The organism is Kribbella sp. VKM Ac-2566 (assembly GCF_004366005.1).
Lineage (GTDB): Bacteria > Actinomycetota > Actinomycetes > Propionibacteriales > Kribbellaceae > Kribbella > Kribbella pratensis.
Genome location: NZ_SODT01000009.1, coordinates 314878 through 330838, shown reverse-complemented (window position 1 = coordinate 330838; position 15961 = coordinate 314878). Strand labels below are relative to the sequence as shown.

The following is a 15961-nucleotide window of genomic DNA, read 5'->3' as shown; positions in this document are numbered from 1 at the left end:
GTTGTCTTGATCATCCGAAAGCTGTTCAGCCGCACCGGTGTGGTGGTGCTCGCGGTCAGCGTGGCCATCGCCACCGCCGTACCGGCCCAAGCCGCGAACCCGGAACCCAGTGGTTCGAAGGCCCCGGGCGTTTCGGTGGGTGTGGCACAACAGATCGCCACGCGCTCCGACACGCGCTACTGCCTGACGTTCGTCACGGCCGACAAGGTCCCGATGGCGGTCATGATGGCGTGCGCCCCGGGCAAGGAAGGCAAGACCCAGGAGTGGATCTACACCGAGTCCGGCCAGCTGCAGGTCGCAATGAGCAAGAGCGTCGGTGGCGCCCTTGCGACGACCGGAGCCTGCCTGGACAGCGGCGCGGACCTGGCCAAGGTGCCGGCTTCGGCTCCACTGCTGGTGCTGCCCTGCCGTAGCGGCGACGGGCAGAAGTGGAACTACGACGAGGACACCGGCACGTTCGTGAACGAGGCCAGTGGGCTCGCCCTGACGTCGCTGCTTGGCAAGGGGAAGGCCAAGCAGGCACAACCGACCGGCACGATGAGCGCTGCCGGCACGCCGATCCAGGCCTGGAGCGGTCTGCCGATCCCGAGTCTGGACATCCTGGGCGCGGTGCTGGCCCTCGTGAACGCGCTGCTGGCATCGCTGGGCCTGGCCCTGCCGCTGCCGATCGCGGGCGCGGCCGCCAGCCTGTTGTCGCTGATCAGGCCACAGGTTCCGATCCCGGCCCAGATGACGACATTGCCGAAGCAGATGATGCAGCTGGCCCAGAGCTGAGTCGAGTTCGAACACCGGCCAACGAGAGGACGGCCGGCCCCGACATCGTCGGGGCCGGCCGTTTTTCACTCCTTGTCTCTCGCGGTGTCTCTCGCGGTGGGGCCAAGCGGCGCTCGGGGATGAGTTCCGGGATGTCCCGCTGCTTGCGCGTCAGCGGGAGCCCGGTGTCGTCACCGCGCAGGCCAAGGTCACCACCAGCACCAGCAATGCCCGAGCAGGTCGTCGACAAGGCAAGCGACTCCATGGAGCAGTGACACGTCATTCACCTCCGATCCGCTGAATCGAACGGCTAGACAGTAGCTCGGCTACTCACCCTCTGTATCTACACAATTACCGGTTGTCGCAGAACCTTGAGCATCCTTTAACTCTTCCGCAACGCATCACGCGGGAACCGGACTTGACAGTTCACGGTTGGTTGCCTACAGCCCCGACAACGTTCGCCTCGGGGTTGGGAAAAAGTCTTCACATAGTCGCGGATGAGTGCCAATGTTTGACCGGCACTGTCGCCGGACCATTTCTGCAAGGAGCCCTGATGCGATCACTCTCGCGGTTGACCACCGCCGGCGTACTCGGCGCCGCGGCCCTCGCCCTGCTCACCGGATGCCTCGGCTCGTCCGACTCCGGCAGCGGCGACCAGGACGCGAACCGGAACGCCGACGCCAAGAAGGTCGAGCTGACCTTCGGGTCGAACTCGGTCAAGGGCGGCAAGAGCAGCGCCGGGGCAACCTTCGTCCAAGACGTCCTGATCCCGAAGTTCGTCGCCGACCAGAAGGGCAAGGGCGTCGACGTCACGGTCAAGTTCCAGGGCGACGGCTCCGACGACGAGGTCTACAAGCAGAAGCTCTCCCTCGACCTGTCGAACAAGTCCGGACCGGACCTGTTCCAGATCGACGGCATCTGGGTCGGCGAGTTCGCCCAGGCCAACTACATCAAGCCGCTCACCGACACCGTCGGCGAGGCCGCCAAGGTCGACGACTGGGACGGCTGGAAGCAGATCCCGGAGTCGGTCCAGGCGCTCGGCAGCTACAACGGCCAGCGGTACGGCGTACCCGGTGGCACCGACGGCCGGGTCCTGTACTTCAACAAGAAGCTGTTCCAGCAGGCCGGACTGCCCGCCGACTGGCAGCCGAAGTCCTGGGACGACATCATCTCCGCAGGTCAGGCGCTCAAGAAGATCTCCGGTGTGACGCCGATCCAGATCAACGCCGGCACCGCGATGGGTGAGGCGACCACCATGCAGGGCGTACTGCCGCTGCTGGTCGGCACCGGCGCGACCGTGAACTCCGACGGCAAGTGGCTGGGCAACACCTCGCAACTGCGCCAGGTGCTGGACTTCTACCACCAGGTCTACTCGACGGGTCTCGGTGACCCCGTGCTGCAGCGCGAGGCCAAGGGCCGGGACAAGTCGTTCGCCGAGTTCGCCGCGAACAAGATCGGCATCCTGCTCGAGAGCGACTACTTCTGGCGCAGCGTCGTCGAACCCAAGGCCGGCGTCGCGAAGATGGCCGACCGGGACACCGCGGTCGGGTGGGCGCTGATCCCGGCGAGCAAGCCGGGCGCCGGCGTGAAGGGCCAGGACTTCGTGTCGATGTCGGGCGGCGGCGCGACCGTGATCAACCCGAACACCAAGTTCCCGCAGCAGGCCTGGGAGTTCCTGCAGTTCATGAACTCCGCGGAGATGGTCAAGGAGTCGCTGGCCGGCGCCGCCAAGATCACGCAGCGGTCGGACGTCAACAGCGAGGTGCTGAAGAGCGACCCGATGCTGAGCTTCGTCGCCGAGAAGGTGCTGCCGATCACGCAGTACCGTCCGGGCCGGGCGGAGTACCCGAAGGTCTCCGCGGCACTGCAGCAGGCGACCGCGGACGTGGTCGGCGGCAAGAGCACCGACGCCGCCGCGACGGCGTACCAGAAGGTCGTCGAGACCGCGGCCGGCGGCAAGGACAAGGTCACCAGTAACTGATGACTTCCGCCTCCGCACCCGTGCCGGCTCGGCCCCCTGAGCCGGCACGGCGTACCCGTGGTCCGGCCGGGGACGTCGCGGGACTCGGCGTCGGCCGCGCCTTCGGCTTCGTCGCGCCCGCGCTCCTGCTGATCGGCGCCTTCCTGGTCTTCCCCGCGATCTGGACGATCTACATCGGCATCACCAACTACCGGTTGACCGGCGTCGAGGCCGTGTCGCCGTCGGTGGTGGGGTTGTCGAACTACACGAAGGCGCTCAACGACGCGCTGTTCCACAACGCGTTGTGGCTGACGTTGCTGTTCGTGCTCGGCTCCGCCATCATCGGGCAGAACATCCTCGGGTTCACACTGGCGTGGGTCCTTCGCCGCACTCGCCCGGTGGTCCGCCGTACGGTCGAGGCCTTCACACTGCTGGCCTGGATCCTGCCGTCGACCGTGGTCGCGTACCTGTGGGTCGCGTTCTACGACCGGGACGGCGGCACGCTCAACGGCATCCTGGGTACGCCGGGAACCGCGTGGCTCATCGACTACCCGATGGCGTGTCTGGTGGTGTTCAACACATGGCGCGGTACGGCGTTCTCGATGATGCTCTACTCGTCGGCGCTGCAGGCCGTCCCGCCGTCGCAGCTCGAGTCGGCGCGGATGGTCGGGGCATCGGGGTGGCAGACACTGCGGGACATCGTGTTTCCGCACATCCGCGGGCATGTGCTGACCAACACGCTGCTGATCTCGCTGTGGACGGCGAACGACTTCTCGCCGTTCCTGCTCACCAAGGGCGGGCCGAACCACGAGTCCGAGACGGTGCCGGTCTACATCTACAACGTGGCGCTGCAGGGCGGTGAGCTCGGGTACTCGTCGGCGATCTCGTTCCTGCTGCTGATCGCGAACCTCCTGGTCTCACTGGTCTATCTGCGGCTGCTCCGGAGGCGCTCATGAGGCCCGGCTACGTCGTGCGCCGGATCGGGTTCTACGTCCTGATCTGCGCCATCACGCTGTTCTTCGCCGTACCGATGCTGTGGATCGCGTCGGCGCCGTTCGATGCGTCGCCGGGCCTCGGAGTGCATTGGCCGGACTGGACGCTGGAGAACGTCCGGAAGACGCTCGACCATCCGTACGCGATGCACTCGATGGTCAACTCGCTGCTGATCTGCGTGACGACCGCTGTCGCGGTCACCGCGTTCGCCGCGTTGGCGTCGTACGCCTTGTCGCGGGTCCGCATCCCCGGCCGGGACGCGTTGCTGTACGGGTTGCTGCTGCTGTCCTCGGTCGTCACCGGGACGGCGGCGATGGTGCCGATCTTCGTGATGATGTTCCAGCTCGGGTTGATCGACTCCCGGTTCGGCGTCGCGCTGGTGATGACCGGCGGGCTGTTGCCGGCGGCCATCTTCATCCTGAAGGACTTCGTCGACGCGGTCCCCAAGTCCTACGAGGAGTCGGCGCGGGTCTTCGGCGCGTCCACCGGCCAGATCCTGCGCGATGTCGTACTCCCGGTCGCACGCCCCGGGCTGGCGACCATCATGGTCTGGGCGTTCGTCAACTCCTGGGGCAACTTCCTGGTGCCCTTCCTGCTCATCCGGTCGATCGACAAGCAGCCCGGTGCGGTGCTGATGCAGACCCTCACCGACGAAGGCGGCAGCGTGAACCTGCAGGTGCTGCCGGTGTTCTCGCTGCTGTTCTCGATCCCGGTCGTCGTGCTGTACCTGCTGGTGAACTCGCGTTACGGGTTCCGCTTCCACGGAGGGATCAAGAGCTGATGGCGGGCATCGACATCGAAGGCCTCGCAACCGTCTACCCGAACGGCGTCCGCGCCGTCGACGGGCTGGACCTGCACGTGGCCGACGGCGAGTTCTTCGCCCTCCTCGGTCCGTCGGGCTGCGGCAAGACCACGCTGCTGCGGACGATCGCCGGCCTGGAGCCCGCGAGCGAGGGCAGCATCCGCATCGACGCGGCGGACGTGACCCGCACCGAGCCGGGCAAGCGCGGCGTCGCGATGGTGTTCCAGGACTACGCGCTCTTCCCTCACATGAGCGTCTCCGAGAACATCACCTATCCGTTGAAGGTACGCCGCGTCGCGGCCGCCACTCGTGCCGCGACGGCTGAGCGCACTGCGGGCGAACTGTCCTTGCAGGGGCTGCTCGAACGCAAGCCCGGCCAACTGTCCGGCGGGCAGCAGCAACGGGTCGCCCTCGCTCGTGCGATCGCGTCCGAAGGAAAGGTCCTGCTGCTCGACGAGCCGCTGTCGAACCTCGACGCACGGCTCCGCCTCGAGGCCCGCACCTTCCTGAAGAAGCTCCAGCGCGACCTCGGCATCACCACGGTCTTCGTCACCCATGACCAAGCCGAGGCTCTCGCGCTGGCCGACCGCATCGCCGTCATGGACTCGGGCAAGCTCCGGCAGCTGGGTTCCCCGCGTGAAGTGTTCGCGCGGCCCGCCAACACGTTCGTGGCGAACTTCATCGGCTCGACCCCGATGAACCTCCTCCCCGGCAAGGTCACCACCGACGGCGCCGTCACCGTGGCCGGCGGTTCGTTGCCTGCGACAACCTCCTCTACCCCGGCGGACGCCGAGGTCACGGTCGGTATCCGTCCCGAGTACCTGACCCTGTCGACAGGCGACGTCAGCGGCCCCGCGCTCCGCGGCGAGGTTGTCGTCGCCGAAAACCTCGGCACCCAGTCCCTCGTCAGCGTCGACTGCGCCGGCACCCTCATCGGCGTCACCGTTCCCGAGGAAGCCGAGCCTGCCCCCGGCACCCCGGTAGTCCTCACCGCGCCCACCTCCCGAGTCCTCCTCTATACCCAGGACACCGGCGAACTCCTCACCTCCGCAGACAGCACCGCCAGAGCTCGTTCGTGAGCAGGGAGATCGTCTGATGGCTGTTCAGAGCTCGTTCGTGAGCGGGGAGATCGCCTGATGGCTGTCACGTCGTACCGTCGGCGCTGGACACTCGACGACCGCGCCGAGTCGGTCTGGCATTCTCTGCCCGTCGACATCCCGGGCGATTGTCCTGGCCTGCTCGTCACCCTGACCGTTCCGCCCGTCGAAGGCGCCGTCATCGACCTCGGCTGCGAAGGTGCGGCCGGTTGGCGCGGATGGTCCGGCGGCGCCCGGCAAACCTTCGCGATCACCCCCCACGCAGCCACCCCAGGTTACGTCCCCGGCGAACTCGAACCAGGCACCTGGTGGGTCGTCCTAGGCCTGCACCGAGTACCGGTCGAAGGCGTCGAACTCCTCGTCGAAGCAGTCACCGGCCCGGTCGACACCATCCCCGGTCTCACCGAGTACGCCGACACCTCGGCGGCAATCGCCGTACCCCCGCGACCACCGCGCCGTACCCTCCCCGCATCCTCCGGCCTGAAGTGGATCGCCGGCGACTTCCACGCGCACTCCCTCCACTCCGACGGGTCCACCCCCGTCGCCAACCTCGCCGCACTCGGTGTGTCGGCCGGCCTCGACGTACTGGCCGTCACCGACCACAACACCATCTCCCACCACGCCGAGCTTCCCTCGCTCAGCAAACGCTTCGACCTCGGCCTCATCCCCGGCCAGGAAGTCACCACCGACACCGGCCACGCGAACGCGTTCGGCGCCATCGGCCCGATCGACTTCCGCCAACCCGCCGCCACCTGGGTCACGGAGGTCGCCCGCCGCGGAGGTCTCCTCTCGATCAACCACCCACTCGGCGGCGACTGCTCCTGGCGTCACCCACTCCCTGAACATCCACCGCTCGCCGAGATCTGGCACTCCTCCTGGCTGGACCACACCTGGGGCGGCCCCGTCGCGTGGTGGCAGGCCTGGGGTCTCGAAGGCACCACCCCCATCGGCGGCAGCGACTGGCACAACCCGACCTCCATCACGCCACCCGGCTCTCCCACTACCTGGATCGCCGTAGACGCCTCGGCCGAAGGCCCCGACGAACTCCCCGCCGCCACGCTCGAAGCCCTAGCCGCCGGCCGTACCGCCCTGTCTTGGTCCTACACCGCACCCGTCCTGGTCCGAGCCGACGACGAACTCATAGCCCTCGACGCCCCCAACTCACTAGTCATCTCCCCCGACGGCACCCGTCACCCCATCCGCACCGACAGGGCCCGCCTCCCCGCCACGCCCGGCCCCCACCTCCTCATAACCCACACCGGGAAACTCCTCTCCACCTGCACCTAACGCCACCGCCCGACGCACGCGATCCAACGGTCTGCGGGGAGGTCCGGGCGCTGTACTTCACCGAGCCGCTGCCGGCCTCGACGATGGTCGAGGTGCCTATTCAGGCAGGGCGTCCAGCTGGTCCAGGAGCCAGCGAGGGCCGGTGGTCGTCGCGCCGGTGGTTTCGACTCGTTGCCTGAGCTCGCGGTCCGCGGTGACCACAGTGACCGCCGGATGATGCGACTGCGCGGCAACCTCCGCAGTCACGCTCACGATGGTGTCGTCACCGGACCCTGACGCCAGCACCACCCGAACACGACCGGTCTCCGGCGCACCGTCCCCCGACACCGCCCGGCAAGCAGCGCCTTCCAGCACCACGACCACATCCGTGTCAGGCAACCGCTCCTGCAACGCCGCCAGCCGCGTCAACAACCGCCGAGCCGCGCCAACCCGATCCCGCCACCACCCATCCGGCCGTGACCCAACCACGTTCGCGGCATCAACAACGACGACCCGACTCCGCCCACCATCCACGGCCCCAGTCTGCACCTCCCCGCAGACCACCTGAGCAGAACCCTTTCGCTACCCGGCTGCATGCAGGCAGCTAGTCGAGAAGCCAGCCGTTTCGTTCCGCGATCTCGACGGCGTCGGAACGGGTGTGCGCGCCGGTCTTACCGATAGCCGACCAGAGCCGGGTACGGACGACGCGCTCCGACACATCGAGTTCCTGCGCCATGACCGCGACCGATCCACCATCGCGTGCCGCGCGCAGCGTGTCGGTCTCGTCCGCGTTCAGCGGAGTCTCGGAGTACCTGAGAGTCTCGGCTGCGAGGTTCGCGTCGACCACGCGCAGACCGAGGTGCACCCGCCGTACCGCATCCGCCAGCTGCGGCGCCGGACTGCTCTTCAACGCGAACCCTTTCGCCCCGGCATCGAGCCCGCGACGCAGGTGCACCGGCCGCCCGTACGTCGTGAGCATCACGACCCGGCACTCCGGCATCGACGTACGCAACCTGGTCGTCACGGTGATGCTGTCGCTGCCCGGACCGCCCGCATCGACCAGCGCGACGTTCGCACGGTGCCGTTTGGCCGCACCGACGACATCGTCAGATCGGTTGAGCTCGGCAACGATCTCCAGATCGCGCTCACGCTCCAGACCGCTGCGGAGCAAGCCTCGGCTGAGGATCTGGTCGTCGACCAGCAGCAGCCGAATCCGGTTGGGCAAACGAGCCTCCGAGGTAACCGTCCGGGCGCCGGGGAAGTACGTCCGGGAACATGAGCAGTACTCGGTTCCCGATCATGGAGCGCCCTCCCGTACGTCGTCCACATCAACGCGGCATCTCTACCAGATTGCGACCAGATCGCGATCACACCAGAACCGAGCACGCAACGAGTGGTTGACGCGGCGAAGTTATAGCGGCCCGGCACGGGCCGCCGCGGTCAGAGTTGGACGCGTCAGCCGCAGATCAAGCTGGAGTGAGACTTCAACGGTTACTGCGTCGGAAGCGACAACGCACGCAGTAAGCCGCACCTTGTTGAGCACAGCGACCCGCGCCGCTGTCGCACAGGGTGTTGCAGGCGGCGCGATGCCCGCAGGCTGCTCGTCATGTTCGAGCTGACCGAAGGAGCCGACGGACCGAGCGGTCCCAGGGAACTGAGCGGTGCTTGGGCGCTGAGCGGTACTTAGGCGCTGAGCGATGCTTGAGGATTGGGCGGCACTGAGGGATTGGGCGGCGCTTAGGGCGGTTAGGTCTGCTGCGGTGGCGAGTTTGTGGTGGGCGGTGGAGATTGCCGACCAGAGGATTGCTGCGGTGAAGGCGGTGAAGAGGAGTACGGCTGCGAAGAGGGTGTGGAGGGTGGCGCTGCCTCGTTCGGTACGGGTCATGGTGTGTCCGGCTCCGCTTGGAGGGTGGCGGTCGCTTTGAGACTTGTGGGAGACAGGAAGGCTAGGAGGGGTGGCTTGTGGGCTGGAGTGGCAGTGACGGTCACTTGGATGTCTGATGCGTCGCGGTTGATGACGATCGTGCCTGTGGGGACGGTGCGGCGACCGATCGCCTTCGCCTGATCGAGCGACTCCCCGCGGGCGACTGCCCGGGCCACATCGCGGGCAGCATCTATGCACCGGATGTTCAGCACGACGAGACCGATCGACCACATCCCCAACAGCAGCAGAGAAACCAGCACCGGAAGCGCCAAAGCCATCTCAGCCGTAACAGCCCCACGCTCGGCTCGGGCCGCGCGGCGGGCGCGGCTTGGGTGGTCGGCTCGGCTTGGGTGGTCGGCTCGGGTCACGTGGCCGGATCGGGTCACGTGGTTGGCTCGGGTCAGGTGGTTGGCTCGGGTTGGGTGGTTGGCTCGGGTTGGGTGGTTGGCTCGGGTTGGGTGGTTGGCTTGGGGCGTGGTGGTTGTTTGTGAGGTTGGGGCGCGTGGGGTGGGCGAGTCTGCGCGGTGGGGCATGGGGGTCCTTGGGGTGGCGGCCGGCCGGGGAGGGGCATCGGCCGGCTGCCGGATCGTGGGGGTCGCCGGGTCGGGTCGGGTGTGGCCAGCTCGGGTCGGGTGGCCGGCGCGGGTGCAGCGGTCGGCTTGAGTTGCAGGTCGTTGTTTGTGATGCGGGAGCGCATGGGTGGGCGAGTCTGGGCGGTGGGCATGGGGGTCCTTGGGGTGGCGGCCGGCCGGGGAGGGGGCATCGGCCGGCCGCCGGATCGAGGGTTGCCGGCTCGTCAGGGTTGATTGACCTGCTGGCTTTGGGGGCTTGGGGTCAGAGGTGTACGCCTTCTACGCCGGCGATCTTCAGGCCGTAGTTGATGATCGCTTTGAGGGCGTTCTGCATGGCGGGGGATCTGAGGAGGGCGACCAGAACGCCGCCGATGGCGCAGGCGCCGACGATCATGATCGCGTACTCGGCGGTTACGGCCCCCCGTTCTGCGCGGTTGCGGAGGCGGTTGATGCCTTTGCCACAAAGGCGGCGAATGTTCGTAGCGCGGAAGGGGGTGAGGCGCGAGCGACGTACACGGCTGGTGGTGTCAGGGGTGCGGGACTCGAGTTGGTTGTGGGGATATGGGACGGGGTGCGAGGAGGCTTCGGTCAGGAGTGGACGGTTGCTGGTGGCTGCTGCCTTGGGCATTTGGGCTCCTGCGGGGTGGGCTGGGGGTGCTGCGGGGGCTTGTCCGTAAACATGCCGTTGTTGGATCGCCTTTTTTCAAAGGAGTTCTGGGCTGTGGACAAGGGGCGGGCTGTTAGGGGTGGAGGAGGTAGGGGATCAGGGCGTCGGCGATTGTTGGGACGATCGAGAGGAGTACGAACGCGGGGAGGAAGCACAGGCCCAGGGGCAGGGTGGCTCGGGATTCTGCGGCTCGGGCTTGTTGGTCGGCGGTGTGATGGTGGGCTCGGCGGGTTTCGTCCGCGAGGTGTTCGAGGGTTTTGGTGAGTGGGGCTCCGGAGCGGAGTGAGCGGGTGATGGCTCGGGCGATAGGGGCGCAGGCGGGTTCGGTGCGTAGGTGCGCCCAGGCGGTGGTGGGATCGGCTCCTAGCGCCAGGTGGTGGGCGATTTTGGTGAAGACGTCGGCTAGTGGGCCGGGGAGGGCTTCGGCTACGAGGGTCAGGGCGTGTTGGGGTGGGCGGCCGGCTCGGAGGCAGGCGGTCACGAGATCGATCGCGAGGGGGAGGTCGCGGGCTATGCGGGCGTTGCGCTGTTTGGTGGTGGCTGGTTCGAGGCGGGACAGGGCTCGGGGGATGGAGTAATACGCGATCGCGGCTGGGATGAGGCCCCAGGGGAGGCCGATGAGTGCGAGGGCGGAGAGTGCCACGGCTGTTGCGGCTAGCCGGTGGGATCGCGGGGAGTGGCGGCGGACGCGAGGTTGCGGTGGGGTCAGCCGGCGGAGGTTGGGTCGGGGTGGGATGAGGAAATAGGTGCTTAGGGCAACAGCTGCGGCTGCGGTCAGTGCGTGGAGCATGCGGAGTCTCGTGGGGTGCGGGTGAACGCGCGGTGAGGTGCGTGCAGTGGGTGAGTGGGCGCGGTGCCTGGGCGCGGTGCGTGGGCGCGGTGCGTGGGCGCGGTGGTCTGCACCGGCGGTGGGTAGGTGCGAAGGGTGGGCTTCAGGTTTGAGGGGTGGCTATTTGGGTGGTCCAGTGGAGGCCTGTTGCCGTGAGGGCGAGGCCAGCGGCTAGGCAGACCCAGCCCGGTGGGGTGGTGGTTAGGAACGTGATGGGGTCGGCCCCCAGGAGGTAGCCGAGCGCTATGCCGAAAGCCGGGAGGACGGCCAGGATTCGGGCCGTGGAGCGGGCGCCCGCGAGGCTGGATTCGGTTTGGCGGTGGATTGCCTCGTCGGCTCGGAGGTAGTCGGCCAGGCGTTCGGTGAGGGTGGCGAAGGCGGCGCCGGATTCTTCGGTGACGCGCCAGGCTGCGGCCAGGGCCCGGAGGCTCGTCGCGCCGGGTTTGGCGGCGGCCCGGGTGAGCGCGGCGGGGACGTCGGCACCGAGCTTGGCTGCGGCGTAGGGCAGTTCGAAGTCGGGGCTGATGGACGCGGCGCCTTCCAGTGCGGCGATGGGTGGGCGGCCGGCGGTGAGGTCGGCGGAGAGTACGTCGAGGGCTTCGATGATGTTGGCTCGGCGGGTTGCGATTGACTTCTGGTTTTGGTGGCGGGCTCGTTGGTGGGCGATCAAGGCGACGACGGCTGCTGCGGCCAGGGCGGTGACGAGCGCTTGGGGGCCGAGGAGGGCGGTGGCTAATGCCGTTGGTGGGGCCAGGAGCCAGATCCGGGAGTTGGGTGATCTGAGGTGGGCTCGTCGTGTGCGGGCGGCGGGAGTCAGTCGGTGGAGGCCTGCAGATCGGGGTGGGCGGGCGAAGGTGCAGGTGAGGAAGGTTAGGAGGGCAGCGAGGGCAGCTGGGTTCATGCGGCACCTGCGGGGGTTGCCTGAGCGGGGGTGGTGAAGAGGCGGGATGGAGGGTGGAGGGTGAGGGTGTTGTCGGGGTGGAAGGTGACTGCGGGGTGGGTGGTCAGAGGGCCGTTCGGGGGTTTGCTGAGGGTATGGATTTCGGTGATTCGGCGGTGGCCGGTGGGGGTTCGGGTCAGGTGGATGACGGCGTGTAGTGCGGATGCTGCTTGGCTTTGGACGGCGGATTGGGACAGACCAGCGAGGGCACCTAGGGCTTCCAAGCGGGCGGGTACGTCCGAGGCGGAGTTCGCGTGGATGGTGCCGCAGCCGCCTTCATGGCCGGTGTTCAGTGCGGTCAGGAGATCTACTACTTCGGGGCCCCGGACCTCGCCTACGACCAAGCGGTCGGGGCGCATGCGGAGGGCTTGGCGGACGAGGTCTCGGAGGGAGATCTCGCCGCTGCCCTCGATGTTGGGTGGGCGGGCTTCGAGGCGGACCACGTGTGGGTGATCCGGGCGGAGCTCGTTGGCGTCTTCTACCAGGACCAGGCGTTCGGCGGGATTTGCCAATGAGAGCAGGGAATTGAGGAGGGTGGTCTTGCCAGTGCCGGTGCCGCCGCTGATGAGGAAGGCGAGGCGGGAGTCGAGGAGGTCTTGGAGGATCGCAGCGCCTGCTTGCGGGAGGGCGCCGGCGGCTACCAGGTCGTCGAGGGTGAAGACCTTGCGGGACGGAACGCGCAGGGACAGGCAGGTGCCTGGGGCGGCGATCGGGGCCAGGACGGCGTGAAAGCGGGTGCCGTCGGCGAGGCGGACGTCGACGTACGGGGTCGAGTCGTCGAGGCGGCGGCCGGCCGCAGCGGCGAGGCGGGTGGCGAGGCGGCGGATGGCCGATTCGTCTCCGGTGCGGATCGCGACGAACTCGAGGCCGCGGCCACGGTCGATGTAGACCTCGTCGGGGCCGTTGACCAGGATGTCGGTGACGCCCGGCTCGGCGAGCAGGCTGTCGAGTGGGCCGGCTCCTAGGGCTTCTCTACGCAGGGCCGTGACTACTGCGAGGACCATGGCGTCGCCGCAGATGGTGCCGTCGGCGCGGAGAGCTGCTGCTACGTGCACTGGGGTTGGCTCGGCGCCGGTGAGTGCGAGGGTGCTGCGGACGCGGTCCAGAAGGCCTGCAGGTACGACGGTGTTAGGCATGCGGGCACCTCTCTTCTCAGATTGGGCTAGGTGGGCGTTGGGTGAGGTGGGGGGAAGAGGTCCAGAAGGGTGGTGGCGGTTCGGGTGAGAGGGCTTCGCGGATTCAGGGAGAAATGGCCTTGATCCATGGCGACGGGGAGGGTTTTGTCGTGGCCGAGCTTTGTTGCTAGGGGCAAGGAGAGGTGGGCGGCGACGTCGGCAGGGGCGAGGCCTGCGCGGGAGTCTCGGACCACTACGCGGAGGTCGCCGGCGACCGCTCGGAGAGGGCCGGAGAGGCGTTTGGCGGCTGCGACCGAGCGGACATCGCACGGTACGACCAGAAGGGTCGCTGTGGAGCGGATGAAGCCCTCTTCTACGGCGGGGTCCGCGCGGCGCGGGAGGTCGAGGACGACCAGGTCGGCGCTGCGTTGAGCTGCGCCGATCACCGAGCTCATCGTGTCCGGCGGCAGGACGGTGACATCGGACTGATCCCAGGACAGGACCGACAATCCGTCGACGGAAGGTAGTGCGGAGCGCAGAGCGACGGCGCTGACTCGGCCGGAGGCGTTCAGGAGCTTCGGCCACCGGTCACCGGGGTCGTGCTCGATGCCGAGGGCAAGCTCGATGCCGCCTCCGAGCGGGTCGCCGTCGATCAGCATCGTGCGGAACCCGCGCCGATTGCCGACAACGGCCACCGCGGCGGCGAGCGTGGTCGACCCTGCTCCCCCGCAGCCGCCGACGAACGCCAGGGTGACGGCAGATCGGTCGACACCGTCCAGGGCATCCGCAAGCTTGCCGGCGAGCAGCGGCTCGTCGTCGGGTAGTCGGCAGACGGCATCGGCGCCGACGTCGAAGGCACACCGGTAGAGATCGTCGCCGTCCGACGTCGAACCGACCACGACCACACCTGGCCGGTGCGCGGGTTGTACGCGCGCCAGCGGCTCCGCCAGGTCGCGGCCGAGAACGACCAGTGAACAGGCATGCCAGTGGCGCCGCAGGTTGAGCAGATCGAGCTCGACGAGGGGCGTCACGGATGCGGCCGCGGCCAGCCGGAGCAGGTCGTCGAGCAGAGCTTCGTTGGTAGTTGCCATCAGCACCGATGAGCTTGGTGAGTTCGTGTCCATACCAAGAACATGCCGTTGCCGGGCCGCTTCCGGGAACGCGACCGGATGCCTGTGGACAAAGCGCTGTCGGGTTTCCGTCAGCAGCGGGAACCCGCCACGACGAGCCCGCGACCAACCCGCCGGGAACAGTTACGGTTCCTTTCGAAGCGTCTTTAACTAAATTTCACCGGACCGCTTCCGCCCCATCGCTCCGGAGGAACAGATGAGTCGATTGCGCATGCTCGCCGCCACAGCCAGTGTCGCGGCCACCGCCCTGATCACCGCCGCCGGCGTCTCCCTCGCGAGCTCGGACGCCACCACGGCCAACGCAGCCGTCGCGGCGCCACAGGCGACCAGCGGCGGCGTCAAGACGGCGTACTTCACCCAGTGGGGGATCTACGCCAACGCCTTCTATCCCAAGAACCTGATCACCACCGGAGCCGGCGCGAAGCTGGACTTCCTGAACTACGCGTTCGCCAACATCGATCCGGTCAACCACACCTGCTTCATGGCCAACAAGGCCGCGTCGCAGGACGAGAACAACCCGAACGCCGGCGACGGCGCCGGGGACGCGTTCGCCGACTACGGCAAGTCGTACGGCGCGGACATCAGCGTCGACGGGGTCGGCGACGTCTGGAACCAGCCGATCCAGGGCAACTTCAACCAGCTCAAGAAGCTGAAGGCGAAGGTGCCGAACCTGAAGATCCTGATCTCGATCGGCGGCTGGACGTACTCGAAGTACTTCTCCGACGCCGCCTCCACCGACGCCAAGCGCAAGGCCTTCGTCAGCTCCTGCGTGAACATGTTCCTCAAGGGCGACCTGCCGGTGATCGACGGCTTCGGCGGCCCCGGTACGGCGGCCGGCATCTTCGATGGTGTCGACCTCGACTGGGAGTACCCGGGCTCGCCCAACGGTCACGTCGGCAACCACTACAGCGCCGCCGACAAGCACAACTTCACACTGCTGCTGGCCGAGTTCCGCGCACAGCTGGACGCGTACGGCGGGCAGACCGGAAAGAAGTACTACCTGACTGCCGCGACCCCGGCCGGACAGGACAAGATCGCCACGATCGAGACCGACAAGATCGGACAGTACCTCGACTACAACAACGTGATGACGTACGACATGCACGGCGGCTGGGAGGCCACCGGGCCGACGAACTTCCAGGACCCGCTTTACACGGCGCCGAACGATCCGAGCAACCCGATCCCACCGGGTCAGGGCAAGTACTCCGTCGACTCCGCGGTGAAGGCGTGGACAACTGGCGACTCGGCGTACGGCATCCCGGGCGGGTTCCCGGCGAACAAGCTCAGTATCGGATATCCCTTCTACTACAGGGGATGGAAGGGTGTTCCGGCCACTGACAACGGCAAGTACCAGACCGCGACCGGGGCGGCCGATGGACACGCGCTGAGCGGGAACGTGCCGGGTGTCTCGTTCTACAAGGAACTCACCGGCTTCGTGGACAACCCGTCCGCCACGCACTTCGACGACACCACCAAGTCGTCCTGGTTCTACAGCAACGGCACGTTCTGGTCCGGTGACAACGCCCAGTCGATCAAGGCGAAGGCCGACTACCAGCACTGCAACGGGCTGGCCGGCGCGATGATGTACTCGCTCGAGGCGCTGGACCCGGGGGTCACCCTCTTCAACAACGTGGTCGACTCCGTCAACGCCGGCACGGCCGGATGCAGCGGCCCACCCACCACACCACCCACCACACCGCCCACCACACCGCCCACGACTCCCCCGACGACGCCGCCGACCACACCGCCCGGCACGGCCACCCCGTGGGCCCCGAACACGACGTACGCGACCGGTGCGCTCGTGAGCTACGACGGCGTCACCTACAAGTGCATCCAGGGCCACACGTCCCTGGTCGGCTGGGAGCCGCCGAACGTCCCCGCACTCTGGGGCCGGGTCTGATCACGTACCGCCC

The 15961-nt window shown here is 67.7% G+C and carries 16 protein-coding genes; 7 read left to right on the top strand and 9 right to left on the bottom strand.

Features of this window, described 5'->3' with window-relative positions; genetic code table 11:
• Window positions 1–6 precede the first annotated feature (6 nt).
• The 6 genes from EV647_RS13145 to EV647_RS13120 all read left to right on the top strand — a co-directional run bounded on the left by EV647_RS13145 (window position 7) and on the right by EV647_RS13120 (window position 6892).
• The gene (locus EV647_RS13145; RefSeq protein WP_238177182.1) at window positions 7–774 is read left to right on the top strand and encodes a ricin-type beta-trefoil lectin domain protein; all 768 of its coding nucleotides are present in this window, start codon (window positions 7–9) and stop codon (window positions 772–774) included.
• Between the two features lie 532 nt (window positions 775–1306).
• Window positions 1307–2734, top strand: coding sequence for an extracellular solute-binding protein (locus EV647_RS13140; RefSeq protein WP_134002530.1), 1428 nt, complete (start codon window positions 1307–1309; stop codon window positions 2732–2734).
• Window positions 2734–3669 carry a carbohydrate ABC transporter permease gene (locus EV647_RS13135; protein WP_134002528.1) on the top strand — a complete coding sequence of 312 codons (936 nt, stop codon included), beginning with the start codon at window positions 2734–2736 and terminating at the stop codon, window positions 3667–3669. Before EV647_RS13140 ends, EV647_RS13135 begins: the two co-directional genes overlap by 1 nt.
• Complete coding sequence (locus tag EV647_RS13130; RefSeq protein ID WP_133786476.1) at window positions 3666–4487, top strand: carbohydrate ABC transporter permease; 822 nt, start codon at window positions 3666–3668, stop codon at window positions 4485–4487. The genes EV647_RS13135 and EV647_RS13130 overlap by 4 nt, the downstream gene beginning before the upstream one ends.
• Window positions 4487–5587, top strand: coding sequence for an ABC transporter ATP-binding protein (locus EV647_RS13125; protein WP_134002526.1), 1101 nt, complete (start codon window positions 4487–4489; stop codon window positions 5585–5587). The genes EV647_RS13130 and EV647_RS13125 overlap by 1 nt, the downstream gene beginning before the upstream one ends.
• Before the next feature lie 57 nt (window positions 5588–5644).
• Complete coding sequence (locus EV647_RS13120; protein ID WP_134002524.1) at window positions 5645–6892, top strand: CehA/McbA family metallohydrolase; 1248 nt, start codon at window positions 5645–5647, stop codon at window positions 6890–6892.
• Window positions 6893–6988: 96 nt separating this feature from the next.
• Here the strand turns inward: EV647_RS13120 and EV647_RS13115 are convergent, their stop codons facing one another.
• The 9 genes from EV647_RS13115 to ssd all read right to left on the bottom strand — a co-directional run bounded on the left by EV647_RS13115 (window position 6989) and on the right by ssd (window position 14009).
• Entirely contained in the window at window positions 6989–7405 is a 417-nt protein-coding gene (locus EV647_RS13115) for an NYN domain-containing protein (protein ID WP_134002522.1), read from the bottom strand.
• Between the two features lie 70 nt (window positions 7406–7475).
• Window positions 7476–8096: a response regulator transcription factor gene (locus EV647_RS13110; protein ID WP_134002520.1), complete on the bottom strand. Its 621-nt coding sequence runs from the start codon at window positions 8094–8096 to the stop codon at window positions 7476–7478.
• Between the two features lie 186 nt (window positions 8097–8282).
• Entirely contained in the window at window positions 8283–8756 is a 474-nt protein-coding gene (locus EV647_RS43685; RefSeq protein WP_370342983.1) for a pilus assembly protein TadG-related protein, read from the bottom strand.
• A complete protein-coding gene (locus tag EV647_RS43370; RefSeq protein ID WP_255517902.1) occupies window positions 8753–9328 on the bottom strand; it encodes a TadE family type IV pilus minor pilin in 576 nt (191 codons plus the stop codon). The genes EV647_RS43685 and EV647_RS43370 overlap by 4 nt, the downstream gene beginning before the upstream one ends.
• 301 nt (window positions 9329–9629) lie before the next feature.
• The gene (locus tag EV647_RS13100; RefSeq protein ID WP_134002516.1) at window positions 9630–9995 is read right to left on the bottom strand and encodes a DUF4244 domain-containing protein; all 366 of its coding nucleotides are present in this window, start codon (window positions 9993–9995) and stop codon (window positions 9630–9632) included.
• A gap of 112 nt (window positions 9996–10107) precedes the next feature.
• On the bottom strand, window positions 10108–10677 hold the full coding sequence (locus EV647_RS13095) for a type II secretion system F family protein (protein WP_238177181.1): 570 nt from the start codon (window positions 10675–10677) through the stop codon (window positions 10108–10110).
• Between the two features lie 289 nt (window positions 10678–10966).
• On the bottom strand, window positions 10967–11764 hold the full coding sequence (locus EV647_RS13090) for a type II secretion system F family protein (protein WP_134002514.1): 798 nt from the start codon (window positions 11762–11764) through the stop codon (window positions 10967–10969).
• Window positions 11761–12939 carry a TadA family conjugal transfer-associated ATPase gene (locus EV647_RS13085; protein WP_134002512.1) on the bottom strand — a complete coding sequence of 393 codons (1179 nt, stop codon included), beginning with the start codon at window positions 12937–12939 and terminating at the stop codon, window positions 11761–11763. The genes EV647_RS13090 and EV647_RS13085 overlap by 4 nt, the downstream gene beginning before the upstream one ends.
• Window positions 12940–12965: 26 nt before the next feature.
• Entirely contained in the window at window positions 12966–14009 is a 1044-nt protein-coding gene (ssd, locus tag EV647_RS13080; RefSeq protein ID WP_238177180.1) for a septum site-determining protein Ssd, read from the bottom strand.
• A gap of 235 nt (window positions 14010–14244) precedes the next feature.
• Between ssd and EV647_RS13075 the strand changes: the two genes are divergently transcribed.
• On the top strand, window positions 14245–15948 hold the full coding sequence (locus tag EV647_RS13075; protein ID WP_134002508.1) for a glycosyl hydrolase family 18 protein: 1704 nt from the start codon (window positions 14245–14247) through the stop codon (window positions 15946–15948).
• The last annotated feature ends 13 nt before the right edge of the window (window positions 15949–15961 follow it).